General features: G+C 49.0%; 20 protein-coding genes. 14 read left to right on the top strand and 6 right to left on the bottom strand.

What is annotated here, in order from left to right; translation table 11 throughout:
• Positions 1–142: 142 nt before the first annotated feature.
• The 4 genes from CIK99_RS07855 (at position 143) to rnc (ending at position 3,957) form a co-directional block, all read left to right on the top strand.
• The gene (locus tag CIK99_RS07855; protein WP_094380984.1) at positions 143–1,144 is read left to right on the top strand and encodes a 4-phosphoerythronate dehydrogenase; all 1,002 of its coding nucleotides are present in this window, start codon (positions 143–145) and stop codon (positions 1,142–1,144) included.
• A 208-nt stretch (positions 1,145–1,352) separates the two neighbouring features.
• Positions 1,353–1,589, top strand: coding sequence for an acyl carrier protein (locus tag CIK99_RS07850; RefSeq protein WP_094380983.1), 237 nt, complete (start codon positions 1,353–1,355; stop codon positions 1,587–1,589).
• Between the two features lie 84 nt (positions 1,590–1,673).
• Positions 1,674–2,936 carry a beta-ketoacyl-ACP synthase II gene (gene fabF, locus CIK99_RS07845; protein WP_094380982.1) on the top strand — a complete coding sequence of 421 codons (1,263 nt, stop codon included), beginning with the start codon at positions 1,674–1,676 and terminating at the stop codon, positions 2,934–2,936.
• Positions 2,926–3,957 (top strand): ribonuclease III, encoded by a 1,032-nt coding sequence (gene rnc, locus CIK99_RS07840; RefSeq protein WP_094380981.1) that lies wholly within the window; start codon positions 2,926–2,928, stop codon positions 3,955–3,957. The genes fabF and rnc overlap by 11 nt, the downstream gene beginning before the upstream one ends.
• A 218-nt stretch (positions 3,958–4,175) precedes the next feature.
• Here rnc and CIK99_RS07835 read toward each other — a convergent pair whose 3' ends face one another.
• From CIK99_RS07835 to purL, 3 genes are read right to left on the bottom strand one after another with little or no spacing between them, the layout of a single operon-like run.
• The gene (locus tag CIK99_RS07835) at positions 4,176–4,751 is read right to left on the bottom strand and encodes a chromate transporter (protein ID WP_094380980.1); all 576 of its coding nucleotides are present in this window, start codon (positions 4,749–4,751) and stop codon (positions 4,176–4,178) included.
• Between the two features lie 48 nt (positions 4,752–4,799).
• On the bottom strand, positions 4,800–5,345 hold the full coding sequence (locus tag CIK99_RS07830) for a chromate transporter (RefSeq protein WP_094380979.1): 546 nt from the start codon (positions 5,343–5,345) through the stop codon (positions 4,800–4,802).
• A 41-nt stretch (positions 5,346–5,386) separates the two neighbouring features.
• On the bottom strand, positions 5,387–9,103 hold the full coding sequence (purL, locus tag CIK99_RS07825; RefSeq protein ID WP_094380978.1) for a phosphoribosylformylglycinamidine synthase: 3,717 nt from the start codon (positions 9,101–9,103) through the stop codon (positions 5,387–5,389).
• Positions 9,104–9,474: 371 nt separating this feature from the next.
• Here purL and CIK99_RS07820 point away from each other — a divergent pair, with 371 nt between their 5' ends.
• The 9 genes from CIK99_RS07820 (at position 9,475) to CIK99_RS07780 (ending at position 17,908) form a co-directional block, all read left to right on the top strand.
• Positions 9,475–10,803 (top strand): circularly permuted type 2 ATP-grasp protein, encoded by a 1,329-nt coding sequence (locus tag CIK99_RS07820; RefSeq protein WP_094380977.1) that lies wholly within the window; start codon positions 9,475–9,477, stop codon positions 10,801–10,803.
• A 61-nt stretch (positions 10,804–10,864) separates the two neighbouring features.
• A complete protein-coding gene (locus tag CIK99_RS07815) occupies positions 10,865–11,563 on the top strand; it encodes an alpha-E domain-containing protein (protein ID WP_094380976.1) in 699 nt (232 codons plus the stop codon).
• Entirely contained in the window at positions 11,560–12,339 is a 780-nt protein-coding gene (locus CIK99_RS07810; protein ID WP_094380975.1) for a transglutaminase family protein, read from the top strand. The genes CIK99_RS07815 and CIK99_RS07810 overlap by 4 nt, the downstream gene beginning before the upstream one ends.
• On the top strand, positions 12,336–13,268 hold the full coding sequence (locus CIK99_RS07805; RefSeq protein WP_094380974.1) for a M14 family metallopeptidase: 933 nt from the start codon (positions 12,336–12,338) through the stop codon (positions 13,266–13,268). Before CIK99_RS07810 ends, CIK99_RS07805 begins: the two co-directional genes overlap by 4 nt.
• Positions 13,269–13,331: 63 nt before the next feature.
• The gene (locus CIK99_RS07800) at positions 13,332–14,267 is read left to right on the top strand and encodes a M14 family metallopeptidase (RefSeq protein WP_094380973.1); all 936 of its coding nucleotides are present in this window, start codon (positions 13,332–13,334) and stop codon (positions 14,265–14,267) included.
• A gap of 113 nt (positions 14,268–14,380) precedes the next feature.
• Positions 14,381–15,355, top strand: coding sequence for a lysophospholipid acyltransferase family protein (locus tag CIK99_RS07795; RefSeq protein ID WP_094380972.1), 975 nt, complete (start codon positions 14,381–14,383; stop codon positions 15,353–15,355).
• 5 nt (positions 15,356–15,360) lie between these two features.
• Positions 15,361–16,125 carry a glycosyltransferase family 2 protein gene (locus CIK99_RS07790; protein ID WP_094380971.1) on the top strand — a complete coding sequence of 255 codons (765 nt, stop codon included), beginning with the start codon at positions 15,361–15,363 and terminating at the stop codon, positions 16,123–16,125.
• Positions 16,112–16,906 (top strand): alpha-1,2-fucosyltransferase, encoded by a 795-nt coding sequence (locus tag CIK99_RS07785; RefSeq protein ID WP_094380970.1) that lies wholly within the window; start codon positions 16,112–16,114, stop codon positions 16,904–16,906. The genes CIK99_RS07790 and CIK99_RS07785 overlap by 14 nt, the downstream gene beginning before the upstream one ends.
• A gap of 36 nt (positions 16,907–16,942) precedes the next feature.
• Positions 16,943–17,908, top strand: a complete 966-nt coding sequence (locus CIK99_RS07780) for a glycosyltransferase family 2 protein (RefSeq protein ID WP_094380969.1) — start codon at positions 16,943–16,945, stop codon at positions 17,906–17,908.
• Here the strand turns inward: CIK99_RS07780 and CIK99_RS07775 are convergent.
• From CIK99_RS07775 to CIK99_RS07765, 3 genes are read right to left on the bottom strand one after another with little or no spacing between them, the layout of a single operon-like run.
• Positions 17,886–18,632: a glycosyltransferase gene (locus tag CIK99_RS07775; RefSeq protein ID WP_254047752.1), complete on the bottom strand. Its 747-nt coding sequence runs from the start codon at positions 18,630–18,632 to the stop codon at positions 17,886–17,888. The genes CIK99_RS07780 and CIK99_RS07775 overlap by 23 nt on opposite strands.
• A gap of 19 nt (positions 18,633–18,651) precedes the next feature.
• On the bottom strand, positions 18,652–19,050 hold the full coding sequence (locus CIK99_RS07770) for a glycosyltransferase (protein WP_094380967.1): 399 nt from the start codon (positions 19,048–19,050) through the stop codon (positions 18,652–18,654).
• 39 nt (positions 19,051–19,089) lie between these two features.
• On the bottom strand, positions 19,090–21,039 hold the full coding sequence (locus CIK99_RS07765) for an LTA synthase family protein (protein WP_094380966.1): 1,950 nt from the start codon (positions 21,037–21,039) through the stop codon (positions 19,090–19,092).
• Between the two features lie 165 nt (positions 21,040–21,204).
• On the opposite strand from CIK99_RS07765, the gene CIK99_RS07760 reads away from it, so the two are divergent.
• A complete protein-coding gene (locus tag CIK99_RS07760) occupies positions 21,205–22,350 on the top strand; it encodes a glycosyltransferase family 1 protein (protein WP_173805335.1) in 1,146 nt (381 codons plus the stop codon).
• The last annotated feature ends 295 nt before the right edge of the window (positions 22,351–22,645 follow it).

The following is a 22,645-nucleotide window of genomic DNA, read 5'->3' as shown; positions in this document are numbered from 1 at the left end:
CTGCAAATCTAAGCAATCTTTTTTAAATCACCAACAAAAATAGTAGATTTTCATAGAAAATTGGTTATTTTTTCAAGATTTTATGTACTTTTGCGCCCAAATACGAGAAAAAACACAGCAAAAGGGGAATATTTGACAAGAGATGAAAATAATTGTTGATGACAAAATACCATATATCCGAGAGGCTCTTTCTGGGATAACACATGACACCTTATATATAAAAGGTGCTGATATTTCGGCCGAAGACGTCAGGGAGGCCGACGCACTCATCGTGAGGACACGCACGCGATGCGACAGACGTCTGCTCGAAGGCAGCAAAGTGAGATTTGTTGCCACGGCCACCATTGGCATCGACCATCTCGACACCGACTATCTCGATCGTGCCGGGATAAGGTGGATGAACTGTCCGGGATGTAACGCAGCTTCCGTCGGACAATATATCGAAACGGCTCTTATCTCAATGAAACGTGACTTCGGCTTTGACACGGCAAAAGCCACATTGGGCATCGTAGGATATGGACATGTGGGACACGAGGTGAAAAAGGTGGCAGAAAAAATGGGAATGAACATTCTCGTCAACGACCCATTCCTCGATGACGACACACTCGTCACACTCAACGAGATTTGCAGAAAGGCTGACATCATCACCTTCCACGTGCCACTGACATACGACGGAACACATCCTACATTTCATCTCGCCAATTCACGGTTTATGAATGACATAGGACAACGAGGAGTGACGATAATCAACACCAGCAGGGGCGGTGTAATAGACGAGAAGACGCTACTACACGCCATGGACGACGGAATAGTGGCACATGCCATCATCGACACATGGGAAGGTGAACCGAACATTAACCCAGAACTGCTCCGACGCGCTTATATTGCCACTCCACACATTGCTGGATACTCGGCAGACGGAAAAGTCAATGCCGACAATATGGTGATAGAAGCGCTCTGCAAATTCTTCGGAATGGATAATCCAGGAAAAATAACACCGCCACAACTGCCAGCAGGATTTCATTATAACGGCGACCCACTGGAACTGTACAATCCGCTCTACGACAGCCAGCTGCTGAAAGCACATCCCGAGGCATTTGAGGAACAACGGGGAAACTATCATCTCCGACGAGAAAAATGCTGATTTCCCTTTCGGACAGAAAACTAAAATACAAATAATGAGTGCACAAAATACACTATTTTGAGCAAAAATTATTGCACAATATATGGGTGTTTGTGCAAAAAATGTCGGATTTTCACAAAAAAATTTGCATAATTCATTAAAAATTAGTTACTTTGCACCCGAAATTTTGAGTTAGAAATTATTAATTAACATTTTAAACAAAAAAATTATGTCAGAAATTGAATCTAAAGTAAAGGAAATCATCGTTGAAAAACTCGGTGTAGATGAGGCAGAAGTAAAGCCAGAAGCAAGCTTCACAAACGATCTCGGTGCAGACTCTCTCGACACAGTAGAGCTCATCATGGAGTTTGAGAAGGCTTTCGGTGTATCTATCCCAGACGACAAGGCTGAGAAGATCGGCACTGTAGGTGACGCTATCGCTTACATCGAAGAGAATTCAAAATAATCTTGAATCATTGTCAATTGGGAATTTCACATTCTGAAATTCCCAATTGTCTTCATTCAACTTTTTCAACATCATTTTTTTTACATGGAATTAAAAAGAGTAGTTGTAACAGGTATGGGAGCCGTTACTCCCGTAGGCAACACACCAGAGGAGACATGGAACAGCCTCGTCAATGGTGTCAGTGGTGCTGCACCTATTACATTATTTGACGCATCAAAGTTCAAAACACAGTTCGCATGCGAGGTGAAGAACCTCAACATCACCGAATTCATCGACCGTAAAGAGGCACGCAAGATGGATCGCTACACACAGCTGGCAATGATTTCGGCAATGCAGGCAGTGAAGGACAGCGCAATGGACCTTGACAGCGTTGACAAAAACCGCATCGGTGTGGTTTTCGGTGTGGGTATCGGTGGTATAAAGACCTTCGAGGATGAAGTGAAATACTACGGTGTCCACGAGGAGGATGGTCCAAAGTTCAACCCATTCTTCATACCAAAGATGATTGCAGATATCGCATCTGGACAAATATCTATACACTTCGGCTTCCACGGCCCTAACTATACAACGACATCGGCATGCGCCTCTTCCACAAATGCTCTCGCCGACGCGTTCAATCTCGTGCGTCTCGGTAAAGCCAACGCCATCGTTGCCGGTGGTGCAGAGGCTGCCATCTGTGCTTGTGGAGTAGGCGGATTCAACGCCATGCACGCTCTCAGCACACGCAACGATTCTCCAGCTACAGCTTCACGCCCATTCAGCGCATCACGCGACGGATTTATCATGGGCGAGGGAGCAGGATGCCTCATCCTTGAGGAACTGGAGCACGCTAAGGCTCGTGGTGCCAAGATCTACGCTGAGATGGTGGGCGAGGGAATGAGCGCCGACGCTTATCACATCACCGCTTCTCATCCAGAGGGACTCGGCGCACGTCTCGTCATGCAGAACGCTCTTGCTGACGCCGGACTGAAACCAGAGGATATTGACTACATCAACGTGCATGGTACATCAACACACGTGGGTGACATCTCTGAGGCTAAGGCTATCAAGGAAGTGTTTGGTGATGCTGCCTACAAGCTCAACATCAGCTCTACAAAGTCGATGACAGGTCACCTGCTCGGCGCTGCAGGCGCTGTTGAAGCTATGGCTACCATCTTGGCTGTAAAGAACGATATCGTTCCTCCTACCATCAATCACGAAGAGGGAGACAACGACGAGGAGATTGACTACAACCTCAACTTCACGTTCAACACAGCACAGAAGCGCGAAGTGCGTGCTGCCATCAGCAACACATTCGGCTTTGGCGGTCACAACGCTTGTGTAGTATTCAAGAAATATGCTGAATAATATCATTATTGACAAAATAAAGCTCCCTTTCCGAAAGGAGAAGGAGCTTTTTTCTTCTCTTTACCAAATACTGGGATTCTATCCAAGAAAGATAGAATATTACAAAATGGCTCTCATGCACAAGAGTGTGGCAAGGAGAAACGCTAAAGGAAAACCTGTAAACAACGAGAGATTGGAATTTCTGGGTGATGCCATCCTCGACGCCGTGGTAGGCGATATTGTCTATCGGCACTTTGATGGAAAAAGAGAGGGATTCCTCACCAATACAAGAAGCAAACTCGTACAGCGAGACACACTCAACCGTCTTGCACAAGAAATGGGCATCAACCAACTCATCCTTTCTTCGGGACACAACAATAGCCATAACAGCTATGTGGGAGGAAACGCATTTGAAGCTCTCGTCGGAGCCATCTATCTTGACAGAGGATACGACTCCTGTATGAGGTTTATGCAGAAGCAAATACTAAAAAAACTCATCAATATAGACAAGGTGGCTTATAAAGAGGTGAATTTCAAAAGCAAACTCATCGAATGGAGCCAGAAAAACAAGGTGAGACTCGATTTCCAGCAAGTGAGCCAAAGCAAGGACGAGACAGGTAGTCCTACCTTCGTTTACAAAACTTGTATCGAAGGACTGGAAGGCAGCAAAGGAAAGGGATATTCGAAAAAGGAAAGCCAACAACTGGCTGCCAAAGAGACATTGCAGCGCCTAAAACGCGAACCGCAGTTCATCGATGCCATCTTTGAGGCAAAGGCTAACAGGACGAAAATGGAGGAAGCTCCAGTAATCAATGTTCCTGACACAGAAGAGAAGAACGACTTCATCATCTTTACAACAACGGATGAAGAACAGACAAAACAGGCGAAAACAATGCCAACGGCTACCGAAATGACCGAGAAGAAAAACAATAAACTCGACAATAACGACGAGTTTGACCTCTCTGACATTACGGCAACGCCAAAACAAATGTCGCGTGAAGATATTATCGCTGCAGCTGAAGCTGCCGCCTTCGGCGAATAATGTCGAATCAGTTTTTGACGACTAAGTTGAATAAGATAATCGGCGAATATAGTCGAATCTGTGAACAGAAAAAACCACAAAGACTCCGAATCTGGATCTCTGTGGTTTTTTTATTTTTGGTGAAGAAAACTCATGTTTGAATCGATAGTTTGTCATCGCAGAAAAAATATCGTGAGTTTTGTTATTGCAGAATTAATATTGTGAGTGATTTCTCGTCACTAATACAATAGCACTAATCCTGCAACAGCCGAGCAGGCAATCATCTTCAGCGGATTGATTTTCACGAAATAAGTGCCGACAAACGTCGCTGCGAAGAGGAAACAGCTTATCCAAAACTGCCATGGGTTGACAGAAGGAAGGCTGAAGTTGTCGGGAGTCATAAGCATCAGCGTGGCAGCACCAAGAAGGCCAACAACCGCCGGACGCAATCCGCTGAAAGCCGACTGTACCATCGTGGTATTCATATACTTGAGGAACATGCGGCTGATGAGAATCATGAGAATGAACGATGGCAACACGAGAGCAAACGTGGCTATTCCGCTACCGAGCATTGATAAGGCATTGCCATATCCCGCATTGTGGACAGCTGTATATCCACAATATGTGGCAGAGTTGATGCCAATAGGGCCAGGCGTCATCTGGCTAATGGCAACGATATCTGTAAACTGCGAAGTGGTGAGCCAATGATGGTTATACACCACTTCGTTTTGAATGAGCGACAACATGCCGTAGCCTCCGCCAAAACCAAATAGTCCTATTTGGAAAAACGTTATGAAAAGAAGAAAGAATATCATATCTTTTGTGTTATTTTATTGGATGACTTATGGCGTGAAACAAGCCTCTCACTCCGTGGGTTTGATATATTTGCCATATACATATCCTCCGGCAGCTGCCAATATGATTATCAGAATAGGCGACACCTTCATGGCCCATATTGCCAATGCGCATGCCACGGGAATCCAACAATTACTCCATCCTATCTTCGCCGTCTTTGCCATTTTGAATGTTGGCACGGCGATGAGCGCCACCACGGCAGGACGAATGCCACGGAATATGGCAGCCACCACCTTGTTGTCCTCAAACTGGTGAAAGAACATGGCAATTATTAGGATGATGAGAAACGAAGGAAGTGCCGTGCCCAATGCCGTGAATATGGCACCGCGTAAGCGTCGCATCTTATATCCAATAAAGACGCTGAGGTTGATGGCAAACACTCCTGGGCATGTCTGCGCTATGGCCACCGTATCGACAAAGTCTTCTTTAGTGAGCCATTTCTTTCGTTCCACCACCTCGCTCTCTATAATAGGTATCATGGCGTATCCACCACCAAGGGTGAATACGCCAATCTTGAAGAATGTTTTAAAACTTGTTGAATAAAACTTATCCAAAACAATAAATCAATCTTTCAATTGTTCAATCTTTTACTACATTATTTTTTCAATTTCTCCTCAATCCACTTGCGTGCATTGACAAACGCCTCCAGCCATGGAGTGCAGTCGTCCTGTCGGCGTGTACGTGGATACCATCCGTTTTGCCATGGGAAGATGGCACGCTCGAGGTGTGGCATCATGGCGAGATGACGACCGTCGTCGCTGCAAATACCAGCCACGTTGTATGCCGAGCCATTAGGATTGCCAGGATATTCTGCATAGTTGTACTTTGCTATGACGTTATAGCTGTCTTCTGGCTGAGGCAAGTAGAAGCGTCCTTCGCCGTGAGCTACCCAGATGCCGAGTTTGCATCCGCTCAGTGAGCGGAACATCACGCTGTTGTTACGTGGAATGCTCAGCGTGAGGAACTGGCTCTCAAACTTCTTTGAGCTATTGTGGCAGAGGTGAGTTTGGTACTTGTGGTCAGGATTGATGAGGTTGAGCTCAGCCATCAGCTGGCATCCGTTGCAAATACCGAGCGAGAGAGTGTCCTCACGTGCATAGAATTTGTCGAGAGCTTCTTTTGCTTTTGGATTGTAGAGGAAGGCGCCTGCCCATCCCTTTGCCGAGCCGAGCACGTCGCTGTTGGAGAATCCTCCGCAGAACACAATCATGTTGATATCCTCGAGCGTCTCACGTCCGCTGATGAGGTCGGTCATCATCACGTCCTTGACATCAAATCCTGCAAGATAGAGCGAGTATGCCATTTCGCGGTCGCCGTTGGTGCCTTTCTCGCGTATGATGGCGGCTCTTATTCCCGACATTTCCTTTCTGTCTGGAGTCACTCCGAGTTGTGCGAACGAACCGTCGAAGTCTGAGCGCATGATCATCTCAAGAGGTTGTTTCTTGTAGTTGGTGAAACGCTTCTTTGCCATGCCGTTGAAGCTCTGCTTCTGGTCGAGCTTATAAGAGGTGCTGTACCATGTGTCGCGCAGCTTCTCTATGTCGAAGTTGTGGCTCCAGTCTCCTATCTTCACCGCGATGTTGCGTGAAGAAGTGTTGGTTGGACGGCCTATCATGGCATAAGCCACGCCTTGCTGGTCGAGATAGTTTCTGAAAGCCTCGTCGTTGTCGGCCGATACTTCGACCACTACGCCTGGGTTTTCGGCAAACAGAGTCTTCACGATGTCGCCGTTCTTGCATATTGCGGATAGGTCGATATCCATTCCTCCCTCGATATTTGCGAATGTCATCTCGAGGAGTGTGGTGATGATACCACCGGCGCTGATGTCATGTCCGCAGTAGATGAGTCGTTGTGATATCATCTCGTTGACAGCATTGAATGCGTCGGCGAAGTATTCCGGGTTCTTTACCGTAGGCACGTCGTCGCCCACCTTTCCGAGGCTCTGTGCAAAGGCGCTGCCGCCGAGTCGGTGCTCGTCGAACGAGAAGTCGATATGATAGAATTTCGCGTTTTTGTCGTTCACCATCACTGGTCCTATCACCTTGCGCACGTCGGTAACCTGTCCGCCGCTGCTGACGATGACTGTACCTGGAGCGATGATTTTCTGTCCGTCTGGATATTGCTGTGACATGGAGAGCGAGTCCTTGCCTGTCGGCACGTTGATCTTCAGCGCGCAGCAGAAGTCGCTCAGTGCCTTCACAGCGCTATAGAGGCGTGCATCCTCGCCTTCCTGCGAGCGGCAAGGCCACATCCAGTTGGCTGAGAGGCTTACTCCGCCCAGTCCGTTGACGATAGGAGCGAAGACGATGTTTGTCAGCGACTCGGCCACTGAGAGCACCGAGCCAGCCTCTGGCGATGCGAGTCCTGCCTGTGGCGCGTGGCCGATGGCAGTTGCTATACCTTGTTTCCCTCTATAGTCGAGAGCTACTACACCGCAGTCAGAGAGAGGCAATTGCAGTCGTCCCTGGCATTGCTGTCTTGCTATCTTTCCTGTCACCGAGCGATCGACCTTGTTTGTGAGCCAGTCCTTACAAGCCACAGCCTCGAGCTGTAGCACGCGGTTGAGGTATTCGTCGATTTTCTCTTTCGAGTATTCCACGTCCTTGTAGTGGCGTTCCACGGTAGAATCCACCATTACGGTCTTTGGCGAGTGTCCGAACATCTGTGCCACGTCGAGGTCGAATGGTTTTACGCCGTCAGCCTGCTCGAACGAGAAGTGAGCGTCGCCAGTTGTCTCACCCACTACATACAGAGGTGCTCTCTCTCGTTCGGCTATGCGTCTTACGTGTTCAATATGTTTCTCGTCGATGAGCAGTCCCATGCGTTCCTGGCTCTCGTTGGCGATAATCTCCTTTGCCGAGAGCGTCTTGTCGCCGATGGGCAAACTTGCCATGTCTATCTTTCCTCCACATTCTTCTACAAGTTCCGAGAGACAGTTGACGTGTCCTGCCGAGCCGTGGTCGTGGATGCTGACAACGGGATTGGTGTCTTCCTCGCACAGAGCTCTTATCAGGTTGTATGCTCTTTTCTGCATCTCTGGGTTGGCGCGCTGTACGGCGTTAAGCTCTATGCCGTTGCTGTATCGTCCTGTATCTACTGACGACACCGAGCCGCCTCCAAGACCGATGCGGTAGTTGTCGCCGCCTACCACCACTACTTTATTGCCTTTCTGAGGTTCTTTCTTCAGGCAGTCTCGTTTTGTGCCATATCCCACGCCGCCGGCGAGCATGATGACCTTGTCGTAAGCATATCGTGTGTCGCCTTTTTCCTGATGTTCGAAGGTGAGCAGCGAACCGCATATGAGAGGTTGTCCGAACTTGTTTCCGAAGTCGCTGGCGCCATTCGACGCCTTGACGAGAATCTGTTCGGGAGTTTGGTAGAGCCATTTTCTCACAGGCAGAATATCCTCCCAGTCGCGTCCTCCTTCGAGTCGCGGGTAAGAAGTCATATATACGGCTGTTCCTGCTATTGGCCACGAGCCAACGCCTCCGCCCATACGGTCTCTAATCTCTCCTCCTGTGCCGGTAGCGGCACCGTTGAACGGTTCGACTGTTGTCGGGAAGTTGTGAGTCTCAGCTTTCAGCGAGATGACGCTCTCGATAGGTTTCGTGCGGAAGAAGTCGCTTGTTGACTGGTCGGCCGGAGCGAACTGCTCCACCACGGGACCTTGCGAGAAAGCCACGTTGTCTTTGTATGCGGAGAGGATTAGGTTTGGGTTTTCCTGTGTGGTCTTCTTTATCATCTGGAAGAGCGACGACTCCATTTCCTTTCCGTCGATGATAAATGTTCCGCCGAATATCTTGTGTCGGCAATGCTCGGAGTTGATCTGTGCGAAACCGAATATCTCGGAGTCGGTGAGAGGTCGGCCGAGCTGTTGTTCCACCTTGTGTAGATATTCTATTTCCTCGGGCGAGAGGGCGAGTCCTTCCTTCTCGTTATACTCCTCAAGGTTATCCACATGCTTTATTGGCTCAGGCTGATGGTTGACGGTGAATATCGTCTGGTCGATGCCGTCATACATGCGCTGAAGCATAGGGTCGTATTCCGCGTCTTTCGACTCTACCGGGAAGTATTCCTCGATACGCAGAATGCCGTGGAGATTCATGTTCTGTGTAATCTCTACGGCATTCGTACTCCAAGGAGTGATCATTTCGCGTCGTGGTCCGACGAAATATCCTTCAAGACACTCGCCGTCTTCAAGCTTTGCGTCTCCGTAAAGCCATGATAGTTCGTCGATTTCACTTTGATTGAGTTGGTGGTCTGCCTCGGTGGCGATCACGCTCTTTGATGGTGTTCTGAAAAAGAGAATCATACGTTGTCTTCTTTAATGTTTGTTATTTTGCGGCAAAGTTAATACATTTTTTTTATTTTAGCGAATGAAAGTACACATTTTTTTGTTTTTTTCCGCCGATTTCCCTCTTACTTACAATCTGTAAGCATTCAGTCGCTTCTGTATGCCAATGTGAAAGGATATCCTGTTAAATATTACATTATGTTAGATATATAAACATTCTAATAACAAAAGTAAGTAATTTTCTTGTTTTGCACTAACATTTTGTATAATTTTGCAGCGAATAACAATACATAGTGTCAACTTGAAGAGAGTAATTTAATGAGTATAATATGAGATAATAAAGAGACATAATCGGAGATAACAACAACGCAAACACAGGAGATAGAATTATGGAAGTGAATATTAAGGATCTAACCGACAGCCGTGATGCTGTCAACAAGTTGCTTGAAAGGTTTGGCGTACGTTTTGGAGTATATAGGAAAGGTGTATTCAACGAGCAGTTGTTCCCGTTCGACTCCGTTCCCCGTATCATCAGCAAGCAAGACTGGGACTATCTTGAGAGAGGTCTTAAACAACGTGTAGAAGCACTGAATCTTTTTTTATGGGACATCTATCATGAGAAGAAGATAATGAAGGACGGAATAATACCAGAGGAGTTTGTCTATTCGTCGAAAGGTTATATGCCTATATGCGAGGGCATAAATCCGGCAGGCAAGGTTTATTCCCACATCTCAGGCATCGACCTTGTGGAAGGCAAGGATGGTCAGTGGTATGTGCTGGAAGATAACCTCCGCATCCCGTCGGGAGCGAGCTATCCGATGATGGCGCGTAAGATCACCCGTAAGGTGTCGCCCAATACCTTTGCCACCAACGCCGTGGCAGACAACCGCGACTATGCCGACCTGATACGCGACATGATGGATGATATGAACGAGCATCGTGGCATATCGGTGATATTAACCCCTGGACGTTACAACTCGGCGTTTTTCGAACATTCGTATTTCGCCGAGAAGACAGGCGCCACGCTTGCCTATCCTGGCGACCTCTTTGTCGAGGACGACAAGGTTTATTATGGCGGTATGTATAAAGAGAAGATACGTGTGGGCTGCATTTATCGCCGCATAAGCGACGAGTATATGGATCCTCTCACCTTCGAGCCCTCTTCGCTTCTCGGCGTGCCCAACATCATGCAGGCATACCGCAAGGGCAATGTGGCTTTGGTCAATGCCATAGGCAACGGCGTGGCCGACGACAAGGGCATCTACTATTTTGTGCCTAAGATGGTGAAGTACTATCTCGGCGAGAACTCAATTTTGCAGAATGCTCCCACCTATCTGCCGTATTTCAAGGAAGACTATGACTATGTGATGGATAATATCGACAAATTGGTGATAAAGGACGTGAGCGAGGCGGGCGGATACGGCGTAGTATTCGGCTCTGACCTTGCTCCCGACAAACTCGAAGAGCTGCGCCAGCTGATAGTGAAGTATCCGCGCCGCTGGATAGCGCAGGAGGTCATCGATTTCAAGGACCTCGAGATTCTCGAAGACGACAAGCTGGTATGGCGAAAAGCCGACCTTCGTGCTTTTGTTGTCACAGGCAAAGAGACAAAGGTGTGGAAAAGCGGCTTGACACGCTTTTCACGCAACCCATATTCCTTTGTCGTCAACTCGTCGCAGGGTGGTGGCTTCAAGGATACATGGGTGTTGACAGAGTGACAAGGATTGTAAAACGACGATGTAATAAATTGGATAACGAAAGAATAGCAACACAACAACAATGGTAAAAAGCGATATTATTTCAGCCGCAAAGGCAAACAGGCTATATTGGTTGGGCAGATATGTGTGCCGTGTATATCTCACACTTCACCAGCTCAACAAGTGTTTCGACGAGATGATCGACGGCGAACCCGAAAACTATGCCGACTTCTGGCTCAAGCTCGACTCGTCGGGAAGATACAAGACCGACGAGGAGTTTACTTACGGCATGCTCTACGACGAGGACAATCCCAGTTCGGTGCTCTCTGCCCTGAGGTTTGCCATGGACAATGCCATACTTCTTCGTGAGGACATCATGTCGGAGACGCTCAGCTATCTTGAGATGAGCGTGGCACACCTGAAGAAGTGTAAGCTCGAAGCAACGGTAAACATTAGCCATATGCAGCCCATCATCGACTGGTCGTTGGCATTCTGGGGATCATCAGAACAGCGTCTGCAAAACCACAAGGCACTGAACATAATGATGATAGGCCGCAACGTAGAGAATCTTGACATGCAGCTGCGCTTCGGCTATCCTTTCCGTAGGGTGGCATTGGCCTACGACTCGCTGAAACGCTACTGCCGCGAGATGAACGGAGCTCTCGACGACAATATTGGTGGGCAGCTCGACCAGCTCATCACTTCCGAGGCGTTCGATCTCTCCAACGAAGAGTATAAGATAAAATTGATAAAATATGTGAACCAACTGGTACGCGTATGAAACGATACCTTTACAATTATGAGACCATAGTCTCCTTCAGCCAACCCGTGACCGACCATCATATCCTGCTGCGGTGTCAACCCATGACGGGAACATATATGAGCATTGAGGAGGAACATCTCGTGGTGCCGCATGGATTCCACGTGTCGCACGGTGTGGATGCCTTCGGCAACCGTATCGTTTATGGTGGACAACGCGACGAACACAGCGCTTTGGCATACGTCAGCACTGGCATCGTCGATATGTCGCCTTATATGACCCGCACTCCGCTGGGCATCTCGTCGGCATATCTCATCCCGACCCCGCTCACGTTGCTCAGCCTGAAACAGGCTGAAAGGGAGTCGATAAACAAGTTCGAGCCCGGGACGTCAGTGACCGACAAGGCGATGACCATCTGCCACGACGTTTACCAATGTATGGAATACATGCCTCTCACCACGACCATCGACACGCCCGCAAGCGAGATATACGACAGTAGGCGTGGCGTGTGTCAGGACTATGCCCACCTCATGATAGCCCTCTGTCGACTGGAGAATATCCCGGCGAGGTATATTTCTGGATTTGTGGAAGGCACAGGCGAGACACATGCCTGGGTGGAGATACACGACGGCTATAGCTGGATAGGATTCGACCCCACCAACGACTGCCGTATAACATACGGATACGTGAAGATAGCACATGGTCGCGACGCAGCCGACTGCCCCGTAAACCGCGGCGTGTATATCGGCAACGCCATACAGCAAACTCAAATCAACGTGACACTTAAAGAACTATGATACAGACAGTAACATCAACAGAACTGCCCATCGACGAGCGGCTTGCGATAAAGAAAAATGTCATCGCCGGCTCAGAGCCAGGCAAACGACTGTGTATCGTTACCGGTACACACGGCGACGAACTCGAAGGACAAATGGTGTGCTACGAGATGGCACGCCGACTGAACGAGAGCATCGGGTCGCTTGATGGTGTTGTGGAGATCTATCCCGCACTAAACCCTCTCGGCATCGACACCATACAACGTGGAATACCCAATTTTGACCTCGACATGAACCGCATCTTCCCCGGCAATCCCGAGGGTTCGGTAGCCGAGCAGATGGCATTCTCCATCATCGAAGATCTAAAGGGTGCCGACCTCGTAATCGACATTCATTCAAGTAATCTCTATCTCCGTGAAACGCCACAGGCACGAATCAACGTCCTCGACGAAGACCGTCTCGTGCCTGTGGCAACACTTCTCAATCTCGACTTCGTGTGGATACACGACGCGGCGACGGTGCTTGAAGCCACACTCGCCCATTCGCTCAACTCCACGGGCACACCGTGTGTGGTGGTAGAGATGGGCGTGGGCCAGCGCATCAACCACAAGATGTGTTATCGTCTTGTGGATGGCATTTTCAACCTCATGCGCGAGATGGGCATGTGGAAGGGCATCGTAAACCGTAATGCCATCTCAAACCCTATAGTGTGCAAAGGCGACAACGTGGAATTTCTCAATGCCGCCACGTCGGGCATCTTCATCACCGAACTGAAATGTGGCGTGGTAGTGGCTGATGGTGAGGAGATAGGACAGATCGTCGAACCTCTCACAGGAGCCATCCTGAGCCGTGTGGTGTCGCCCGTAGAAGGCTATCTCTTCACCATCAGAGCTTACCCAATTGTGTATGAGGGATCGCTGATGGCGAGGATATACAGGATGGGAAGTTAAATAAGTTAAATGAGTTGAGGAAGTTAAGGGAACTTCAAAAGAATTAATTATGCAGACAACAAGATGAGAAAAGAAATATTGTTTGAGATGAAATCGCCCTATCGTGGCTCTTTCATAATCGAAGGCTACTGGTTTGGCGAAGGAGAAAAGACAGTGGCTATCGTCGGTGCCATGCGCGGCGACGAGATACAGCAGCAATACATCTGCGCACGCCTTGTGGCTGTGCTCAAGGACATAGAGCGCCGCGGAGGCATTGCCGACGGAAAGAGCATCCTTGTCATCCCGTCGTGCAATCCCTTCTCTATGAACGTGTCGAAACGCTTCTGGGCAATGGACGGCACCGACATCAACCGTATGTTTCCTGGCTACGACAAGGGAGAGACCACGCAACGCATAGCTGCGGCGCTGTTTGAACAAATCAAAGACTTCGCTTACGGCATGCAGTTGGCAAGTTTCTACATGTCGGGCGACTTCGTGCCGCACGTGCGCATGCTCAGCACCGGCTATGAAGACGTGCAGACGGCTTGCCTCTTTGGCATGCCTTATGTCACCACACGAAAGCCGTTACCCTTCGACACCACACTCCTCAACTACAACTGGCAAATCTGGGGCACAAAGGCTTTCTCAATTTATGCCGGACAGACTTCACATATCGAACACCAAGCCGTCACACAGACCACCGACGCCATCCTCCGTTTTATGAAAAAGACGAGGATAATAAAATACCGCATACAGAATGCAGGTTATGAGTCTGTCGTTTTCGACGAATCTGAGCTGATTAACGTGAAGGCGCGCCGCGCCGGCATCTTCTACCGTGTGGCCAACGTGGGCGACCATGTCAAGGAAGGAGCGACGCTGGCACACATCCTCGATCCTTATGACAGCAGCGTGATAGAAGAAGTTAAAAGCCCTGCCGACGGCACCATCTTTTTCATGCACAACCGTCCGCTGACACTCGAGCACTCTATCCTCTTCCGCATACAGAAACTCGACTGCTAACGGGGAAAACACAATAAAATACGCGAAAACAGAAAAATATTTTGCTCGCCAAGCCTTTTTTTCATAAAAAAGCATTACCTTTGCCACCATTCATAAAAAAAACGGAAAAAAGCATGAAACGAGCACTATATGTCATCCTGTTTCTGTCGTGGTATCTCATATCCCTGCTGCCATTCTGGATATTGTATGTGATAAGCGACGCATTGTATGTCGTGGCATATCACATCTGGGGATACCGGAAAGCTCTCGTGAGAAAACAGCTGAGAGACAGCTTCCCCGAAAAGAGCGACAGCGAACTGCTGAAGATAGAAAAAGACTATTATCACTGGTTCTGCGACTATATCGTCGAGACCCTGAAGCTCTTCAGCATATCACGGCAAAACCTTATGAAGAGGATGCGTTTCGAAGGCGTAGAGAGAGTGAAACAGAGCTATAAGGAGGGCAGAAATGTGGCGGTGTATCTCGGCCATTACTGCAACTGGGAATGGGTTTCATCGACACCTCTCGTGTTTACCGAACATCTCGACCGCGTGGTGTTCGGACAGATTTACCATAAGCTCGAAAACGAGTCTATGGACCGCCTCTTCCTCTATCTCCGCGGACGCCATGGTGCGGAAAGCATCCCTATGGCTGAGACTCTACGCCGCCTCATCGGCATAAAGCGCGAGGGAAAGCTGTGGACCGTGGGTTTCATTGCCGACCAGGTGCCTTTCTGGAATAATATCCATCTGTGGCTCGATTTCCTGCATCACGACACTCCTGTGCTGACAGGAGGAGAACGCATAGCAAGCAATTTCGACGCCGATGTCTATTATCTCGACATGCGACGCGAGAAGAGAGGATATTACGTGGGCAACTACATGCTGATGGCTGAACACGCCGCACACCAGCCTGAGACGGAGATCACACGCAGCTATTTCCATCTCCTCGAACAGAGCATATGCCGCCAGCCAGCTTTCTATCTCTGGACCCACAATCGATGGAAACGCACTCATGAGGAATTCAACATCCGCTACGACGCCGCCACAGGTCGCGTGGATCTTGGCGACCTTGAAGAGATAAAACGACGAAAGGGAATAAAAGGATAAGTGTTATGGACAAGAAGATATCGGTTGTAATCAACACCTACAATGCCGAAAGGCTGCTGAAAAAAGTGTTGGAGTCGGTGAAAGACTTCGACGAGATTGTCGTGTGCGACATGGAGAGCACTGATGCCACCGTGGAGATAGCATGCCAACACGGGGCGAAGGTGGTGACTTTTCCAAAGGCCGACCACAAAAGTGCTGAACCTGCCCGCACCTTTGCCATACAGTCAGCCCAGTCGCCTTGGGTTCTCGTTGTCGACGCAGACGAGTTGGTTACACCCGAGCTTCGAGACTATCTCTATTCACGCATCTCGCAGCCAGACTGTCCTGCAGGCCTTTACATACCGCGAAAGAACTACTTCATGCAACGTCTGTTTGACTATCCCGACTACCAGCTCCGCTTTTTCATAAAGGAAGGCACCACTTGGCCTCCTTATGTCCACACCTTTCCTCAAGTCAACGGGCCACTCGGCTACCTGCCAAAGGAGCGTAAGGAACTTGCCTTCATCCATTTGGCAGACGACACGATAAGCATGCGTCTAAAAAAGACCGACCTCTACACCGACAACGAGGTGAAGAAACGCTTTGGAAAACACTACGGCGCAACAGCCCTCCTGGTTTCGCCTCTTTGGCGTTTCATACGCAGCTATTTCTTCAAAGGGGGCATTAGAAGGGGTAAGGCTGGTTTTATTAACTCCGTGCTCTACGCTTTCTACAAGTTTATAACAGTGGCAAAAATTATTGAATATAACCGACAGAATGATATTCGTTAGAGATAAAGGCAGGATGTGTAACAACATCCTGCAGTTCGGACATGTCTATGCATGGGCAAGGGAGCACGACCGCAAGGCTGTGTCGATGCGTTTTGCATATAAATACCAGTATTTTCACATCTGCCACACACGATGGCACAACTTCCTCACCTATGCTGTGGCAAAATACGCAGCAAACATGGGAATGTTGCCTGTGGCTGGATTCCATAATGTGGGCGACAATCCAGAAGCGCAACAACTGCTCGAAAACCATCATAATATTGTAGTGGAAGGATGGGAAGTAAGATACTACGATCTCTTCCTGAAATACAAGCAAGAGATAATTAATCTTTTTGCCTTCAACCCTAATATAATAAATAAGGTGAAAGGCATGATGGGAAAGACTGACGCAACGAAACTGGGACTTCACATCAGGCGCGGCGACTACAAGACATGGCATGGCGGACGCTACTGGTATAGCGACACCCAATATGCCGAAGCAGTAAGACGCTTTGCCAACAGCCATAGCGGAAAACCTGTAGAACTATATGTTTGCGGCAACGACCCCAATCTTGACTCCATACGCTCAGTGGTTGATCCGAACATAAGAGTGATAATTCCTCACGGCAATCCTGCCGAAGACCTCTGCATGCTCTCAGAATGCGATTACATAATAGGAGCTCCCAGCACCTTCTCGCTCGTGGCCTCCATGTATCACAACCTGCCGTTGGCATGGATTATGTCAGCCGATGAAGAACTCAAATTCGACACTTTCGACAACCTCTTCAAGAGAATCATTTGAAAAATATTCATTACTTTCACCTCATTAAAAAAGACGATGATTAGCATAATTGTACCAGTATATAAGACAGAGAAATTCCTTAGACAATGTTTAGACTCCATTCTTCAGCAGACATTCAACGACTGGGAGATGTGGATAGTAGACGACGGCAGTCCTGACAATTCTCCTGCCATCTGCGACGAATACGCTGCAAAGGACAAGAGAATAAAGGTGATACACCAAAACAACCAGGGAACTGCCATGGCAAAAAACAACGCCATCAGAAAATGTAATGGCGATATGGTGTACTTTGTAGACAGCGACGACTGGCTTGAACCCAACGCACTTGCCTCTTTAGCAGACACCATGCAAAAGACTAACGCAGACATGGTTGTATATGAGCATATAGTGGAAGAAGAAAAGAAATCAGTGATAAAAGGTAACAACGACGGAAGCGTCACCATTCTCAACCGGGAAGAGACGTTATGGAAAATCTTCACTAATGAAATGCCGAGCTACCTTTGGCTTACGCTCTTCAAGCGCGAAATAATCTCTCTCTTTCCAGACATGAGGTCGTTTGAGGATCATGGCACGTTCTTCTCATGGGCATCAAACGCCCGCACCACAGCATACCTCTCGCGTGCGCTCTACCACTACAGGATGAATCCCGACAGCCTGCTTCACAAGCCAGTCAAGAACCACAACCTGCTGATGTACAAAGCCATAAACATTCGCATGTCGGTCATAAAGGAGAAGCACCTCTTTCCCGACCGTCAGGAAGAGTGCAAGGCAATATATGTGAACAGCGTCATCAAGGTGGCAAAAGACATTGCCCGCTCACCTATATCCTACGCCGAGAAGTTGAAGTCGGTGGAAGAAGTGTCGGAAGAGTTGCGTAATATGCCTATAGACTATAGCCGTCTCAACGCCAAACAGCGTCTGAGGGCATATCTGCTGAAGCACCATCTTCCGTTCTTCATCCGCTTTAATAGCGCCACCTCTATTTTCGTGAAAAAGCACTAAGCCATTTCTTTATCTTCTCCATAGGAGTGAGATGCCAACTGTGGGCACACATGTGTATGGCATAGCTGTTTGGAGTCACCTCGTGCTTGTTTCCGGCAAATATTTCCGAAGGAAAGATCCTCACGTTTCCAGGTAGGCACTGGTCAATATCCTTATACACAAATCCCATTTTCTCAGCCACTCTGGCATAGATGTAAGGAGACAGCACGTTGGTCTTCAGGTTTCCCTCTTTGTCTACAAAGTGTTTGTCCTTATACCATTCCAGCACTTCGCCTACAAACGCACAACCTTTCTCGGCTCCCATCACTGCGGCCTGTATCTGTATTCCTTCAATAAACTTGTCGGCAATACGCTTTCCGTTGCTGTCAATATACTGCATAGTTCCGCATTTCTCAATCTGTATCGGGTGATACTCCATAGACGAGAAGAATGAGTTGCATAAGAACTCGTCGAAAGGTTTCAGCAACATCACGTCGGAGTCGAGGTATATGCCACCTTCGTTGTAAAGGGCATACATGCGAATGTAGTCGGCAGCAAACGCCCATTTTTTTGCCTCGCAGGCTTCTTTCACGTATGGCACGGAGTCAATGTCGAAGTTTTGCGTACTCCATCTCTTCACCTCGTAGTCAGGATGAATTTTTTTCCACGTATCCATACACTTCCTTATTTTCCGCGGGAAAGGATCGTTAGACAGCCAGCAGTAATGTATTGTCTTTGGAATCATATATATGTTTGTTCTTTTATTATTTGAATAATATCTGTTTTCGTTCTCTCCACTTGCATGAGAACATGTCATTTACCACGTCGGCGTCATAGGCACATGCCATGGCTTTTTCCACACAGTCGTCTGACGCAAACACGTCGCCAGCATTCATGAATATCACCCAGTCGCCTTTTGCCATCGTCACAGCCTTGTTCATGGCGTCGTAGATGCCTCTGTCAGGTTCCGACACCCACTGGTCTATCTTCCCTTCGTGTTTCTTTATCACGTTCAGCGTGTCGTCGTCTGACGCGCCGTCAACTATCACATACTCTATATCGGGATACGATAGTGTCTCAACGCTTTCTATCGTCTTCTCCAGCATACGGGCGCAATTGCGGCACACCGTGACCACCGTTACTTTATTACTCTGTTCTGACATAATTTTAAGTCATATAATTCTAGTGTAATTTTTCTGGAGTTATCTCATCTTGACTCCCTTCACCACCAATTCATTCTCCGTCATCCTCGTCATATACTGCTGTATGATGGCTTTCAGTTCGCGTTCCATGGCTTTCGCTACGTCGGGATGCTTGCCGAGACAGTTGTCTTTGATGAGGAGGTCAGTGCGGAAGCGGTAGAGGGCTTTTGCTTTCTGTCCGTCAAACTGCAGCAGCCAGTCGCCTTTCACATACTGGTAGATGCCGCCCAGGTAGTTTACTGCCCATGTGTCGGCGTCGGCGGTGGAGAGGAGATCGTTGCCAAAGGCCACGTAGGGCTTGTCGTAGCCTAAATATGACAATACGGTGGGCATGATGTCTATCTGCTGCGCAATGGCATCGCGCATGCCAGGCTGCAGGTCGCCGCTCGGGTCGAAGAAGATGATGGGCGAGGCGAAACCGCCAAGGTCGGTCTGATAGTAATCGTGGTCGCTGAGGTTGGTGTGGTCGCTCGTGATCACGAAGAGTGTGTTGTTGTACCAAGGCTGGGTCTTCGCCTTGTCGAAAAAGCGCCGCAGCGCGTTGTCGGTGTATCTTATGCACTTGTGTATCACGATGCCTTCCTCTTTGTAAACATCCTTGTATTCCTCCGGCACCTTGTAAGGATGGTGAGACGAGGCGGTGAAGACGGCCGACACGAAAGGCTCCTTAAACTCCGACATCTTGGTGGCAAAGAACTGCAGGAACGGCTCGTCCCATATCGCCCACATGCCGTCGAAGTCGTCGTCGCCGCCAAAGCGCTTGTCGGCATTATATTCGGTGCGCCCGAAATAGTCGTCGAAGCCCGTGGCACGGGCAAATGCCTGGAAGCCCATCGACCCGTTTTGCGCCCCATGGAAGAAGGCCGAGTAGTAGCCTTTGTCTTTCAGTTGTCCGGCAATGCCGCTCACATCGTTGAGCGATGCCGGAGTGAGGAAAAACGGCTCGAGGAACATGGGTATCGACGATAGTATCGACGGCATCCCGTCGATGCTCTTCCTTCCGTTGCAATACGAGTAACGGAACGTCAGGCTGTGTTGTATCAGCGAGTCAACAAAAGGCGTATAGCCCTTATACCGCCCGTTGTCCAACCATTTGTTGTAGGCTCCTATATACTCGCGTCCGAAGCTCTCCACGATAAACACCACCACGTTTTTCTTCTTTCTCGTCGTGTTGACCGAGTCGGCTTTGTGCTGGTGTACGGGCGAGTAGATGGCTTCCATCTCAGCCTTGTCGAAATAATGTGGCACCTCAAACACCTTCTTCCCTATGGTGCGGATGAGCGAGAAAGGCGTGTTGAGCACCAGTGCAGCCTCGGTGGGATGATCCACATACTGGTTGGCGTTGCTTATCGTTATGGGTCTTACGGCCGTCGTGGCGCCGCCTCTCATGCCGCAGATGCATAGTGGTACAAACAGTGCGAGGCTCACCACCTGCATGGCGTAGTATCTGAGCCGAGGTGTCACCCTCGTCCGCGGCCTTTCGAAGTAGCATCGCCACAGTGCCCACACCATGGCCGCGCAGAGCAATACGAGATACCAGTGGCGCAGCAGTTCCACGCCCACGATGCCGGCAAGGTTGCCCTCTTCTGAAAATTCGGAGAAGATGGTCATCGTCGTGCGGCGTGTGGTGTATTTGAAATATACGGAGTCGGCGAGGTTAGCTGTTATGGCAATAGCGTTAACCACTACAAACACCCATTTCGCGGCCTTGTCCCACGCCTGGCACTCCTTCACGTGCAGCGGCAGGAGGAGCATCAGGGCAAAGAGGGCATTGGTGTAGAGTATGGCAGAGGTGTCGAAAAACCACGCTCCGCGACAGATGTCGAGAAATGCTCCCCAAGTCATCGTGTCGGCATAGTAGCTCCAGTTTTCCGCCATATATGCGAGGCGGCATATCCCATATGCCACATACACCAGCGCGAGGTTTAACACTAATCTTATTGCGTTCATGAATCTTCCTTATCTATTTTTTTATCTTATGCAAAGATACAAAAAAATATTGATAATAACCACATTGTCGTCAGCTATTTTTTTGTATTTCACCATTTTTATATATCGAAGGAGGGAAAATTGAATAATTTTTGCTAATTTTGCACGCAAAACAACTTTGCACTCATGATAATAGGATTTGACGCCAAGCGGGCAGCACAAAACCGCACAGGCCTTGGCAACTATAGCCGTTTCGTCATTCGCAGTCTGTCGGAGACATTCCCCGACAGCCGTTTCCTCATGTACGTCCCCAACGAGCGGCGTACCGAATACCTCGGCGAGATACCGCCCAGCGACAATCTCGGCGTCGTCTTCCCTGTCAAGGCGTTGTGGCGCCGTATGCGCTCGTTGTGGCGAGTGTGGGGCATGAGCGGGGCGCTGAAGGCCGATGGCGTCAATATCTTCCACGGACTGAGCAACGAGCTGCCTCTCACCATCCGTCGTGCTTCATGCAAGTCGGTGGTCACCATCCACGACCTCATCTTTCTCAGCCATCCTCATTGCTATCATTTCATCGACCGAAAGATCTACGACTTCAAGTTCCGCCGTGCCTGTGTCAATGCCGACCGCATCATCGCCGTCAGCCACTACACCAAGCGGCAGATAGTGGAGCGCTATGGCGTGGCGGCAGACAAGATAGACGTTGTCTATCAGGGTTGCGACCCTGTGTTTGCCGTCCCTGTTCCCCAGTCGCGTCTTATCGACGTGGCAAGGCGCCATGCGTTGCCCGAGCAGTTTCTGCTCTATGTGGGAAGCATCGAGGAGCGAAAGAACCTCCTTCTCGCCGTTGAGGCTGTGGCGCGTCTGGCGGCTCGTGGCGAACGAGTGCATCTTGTGGCCGTGGGTCGTCGCACCTCATATCTCGACAAGATAGAGCGCCGTGTGGCGGAAGAAGGTATCGAGGACTTGTTTCACGTCTATCACGGAGTGGGCTATACCGATCTCCCGTCGTTCTATCGTCTTGCCTCGGCCTTTGTCTATCCGTCGCGTGTGGAGGGTTTCGGCATCCCGCTGCTCGAGGCCATCACGGCCGGAGTGCCTGCCATAGGCTGCACGGGGTCGTGTCTTGAAGAGGCAGGCGGTCCGTCGTCGCTATATGTGTCGCCCGACGATGTCGAGGCGATGTCGGCGGCCATCAGTCGTATCATGTCTGACGACGCCCTTCGCTGCGCCATGATCTCCGAAGGTCTGTCTTACTCGCGCCGTTTCGCCGCCTCGACACTTGCCCAAGACCTTATGGCCGTATATCAGAAGGTTATGAATCAGAGTTGACTTTTCCCTTCTGTCAGTGTCAGTCAGTGGTAACCTCGATTGAATCGAGGCTACCAAAAATTATAAGCTCTAAGGGTGCAAGTCTGGTTCATTCCATAGGGTAAAATACTTTAGGAAAAAAGTAAACATTCACTTGATAGAAGGTCAAGAAATGACGTGTGAACATAAACAAATTGATAAATCAGAGTAAATCTTGTTTTTAGGAAAAGACAGTCAAAAAGACAAAAATGAATACAGTATTACAGTATTACAGTTTGATTTTAAACGGTGTGCTTTTTCCCAATTTTATCTTATA

It is taken from the genome of Prevotella sp. P5-92 (assembly GCF_002251245.1).
In the GTDB taxonomy this organism is placed as follows: domain Bacteria; phylum Bacteroidota; class Bacteroidia; order Bacteroidales; family Bacteroidaceae; genus Prevotella.
This window is presented reverse-complemented; position numbering and strand designations above follow the sequence as displayed.

Bases quoted from the DNA above. Each gene is read 5' to 3' on its own strand.
- CIK99_RS07855 (WP_094380984.1), top strand. From the start codon at position 143: ATGAAAATAATTGTTGATGACAAAATACCATATATCCGAGAGGCTCTT.
- CIK99_RS07850 (WP_094380983.1), top strand. From the start codon at position 1,353: ATGTCAGAAATTGAATCTAAAGTAAAGGAAATCATCGTTGAAAAACTC.
- fabF (WP_094380982.1), top strand. From the start codon at position 1,674: ATGGAATTAAAAAGAGTAGTTGTAACAGGTATGGGAGCCGTTACTCCC.
- rnc (WP_094380981.1), top strand. From the start codon at position 2,926: ATGCTGAATAATATCATTATTGACAAAATAAAGCTCCCTTTCCGAAAG.
- CIK99_RS07835 (WP_094380980.1), bottom strand. From the start codon at position 4,751: ATGATATTCTTTCTTCTTTTCATAACGTTTTTCCAAATAGGACTATTT.
- purL (WP_094380978.1), bottom strand. From the start codon at position 9,103: ATGATTCTCTTTTTCAGAACACCATCAAAGAGCGTGATCGCCACCGAG.
- CIK99_RS07820 (WP_094380977.1), top strand. From the start codon at position 9,475: ATGGAAGTGAATATTAAGGATCTAACCGACAGCCGTGATGCTGTCAAC.
- CIK99_RS07815 (WP_094380976.1), top strand. From the start codon at position 10,865: ATGGTAAAAAGCGATATTATTTCAGCCGCAAAGGCAAACAGGCTATAT.
- CIK99_RS07810 (WP_094380975.1), top strand. From the start codon at position 11,560: ATGAAACGATACCTTTACAATTATGAGACCATAGTCTCCTTCAGCCAA.
- CIK99_RS07805 (WP_094380974.1), top strand. From the start codon at position 12,336: ATGATACAGACAGTAACATCAACAGAACTGCCCATCGACGAGCGGCTT.
- CIK99_RS07800 (WP_094380973.1), top strand. From the start codon at position 13,332: ATGAGAAAAGAAATATTGTTTGAGATGAAATCGCCCTATCGTGGCTCT.
- CIK99_RS07795 (WP_094380972.1), top strand. From the start codon at position 14,381: ATGAAACGAGCACTATATGTCATCCTGTTTCTGTCGTGGTATCTCATA.
- CIK99_RS07790 (WP_094380971.1), top strand. From the start codon at position 15,361: ATGGACAAGAAGATATCGGTTGTAATCAACACCTACAATGCCGAAAGG.
- CIK99_RS07785 (WP_094380970.1), top strand. From the start codon at position 16,112: ATGATATTCGTTAGAGATAAAGGCAGGATGTGTAACAACATCCTGCAG.
- CIK99_RS07780 (WP_094380969.1), top strand. From the start codon at position 16,943: ATGATTAGCATAATTGTACCAGTATATAAGACAGAGAAATTCCTTAGA.
- CIK99_RS07775 (WP_254047752.1), bottom strand. From the start codon at position 18,632: ATGATTCCAAAGACAATACATTACTGCTGGCTGTCTAACGATCCTTTC.
- CIK99_RS07770 (WP_094380967.1), bottom strand. From the start codon at position 19,050: ATGTCAGAACAGAGTAATAAAGTAACGGTGGTCACGGTGTGCCGCAAT.
- CIK99_RS07765 (WP_094380966.1), bottom strand. From the start codon at position 21,039: ATGAACGCAATAAGATTAGTGTTAAACCTCGCGCTGGTGTATGTGGCA.
- CIK99_RS07760 (WP_173805335.1), top strand. From the start codon at position 21,205: ATGATAATAGGATTTGACGCCAAGCGGGCAGCACAAAACCGCACAGGC.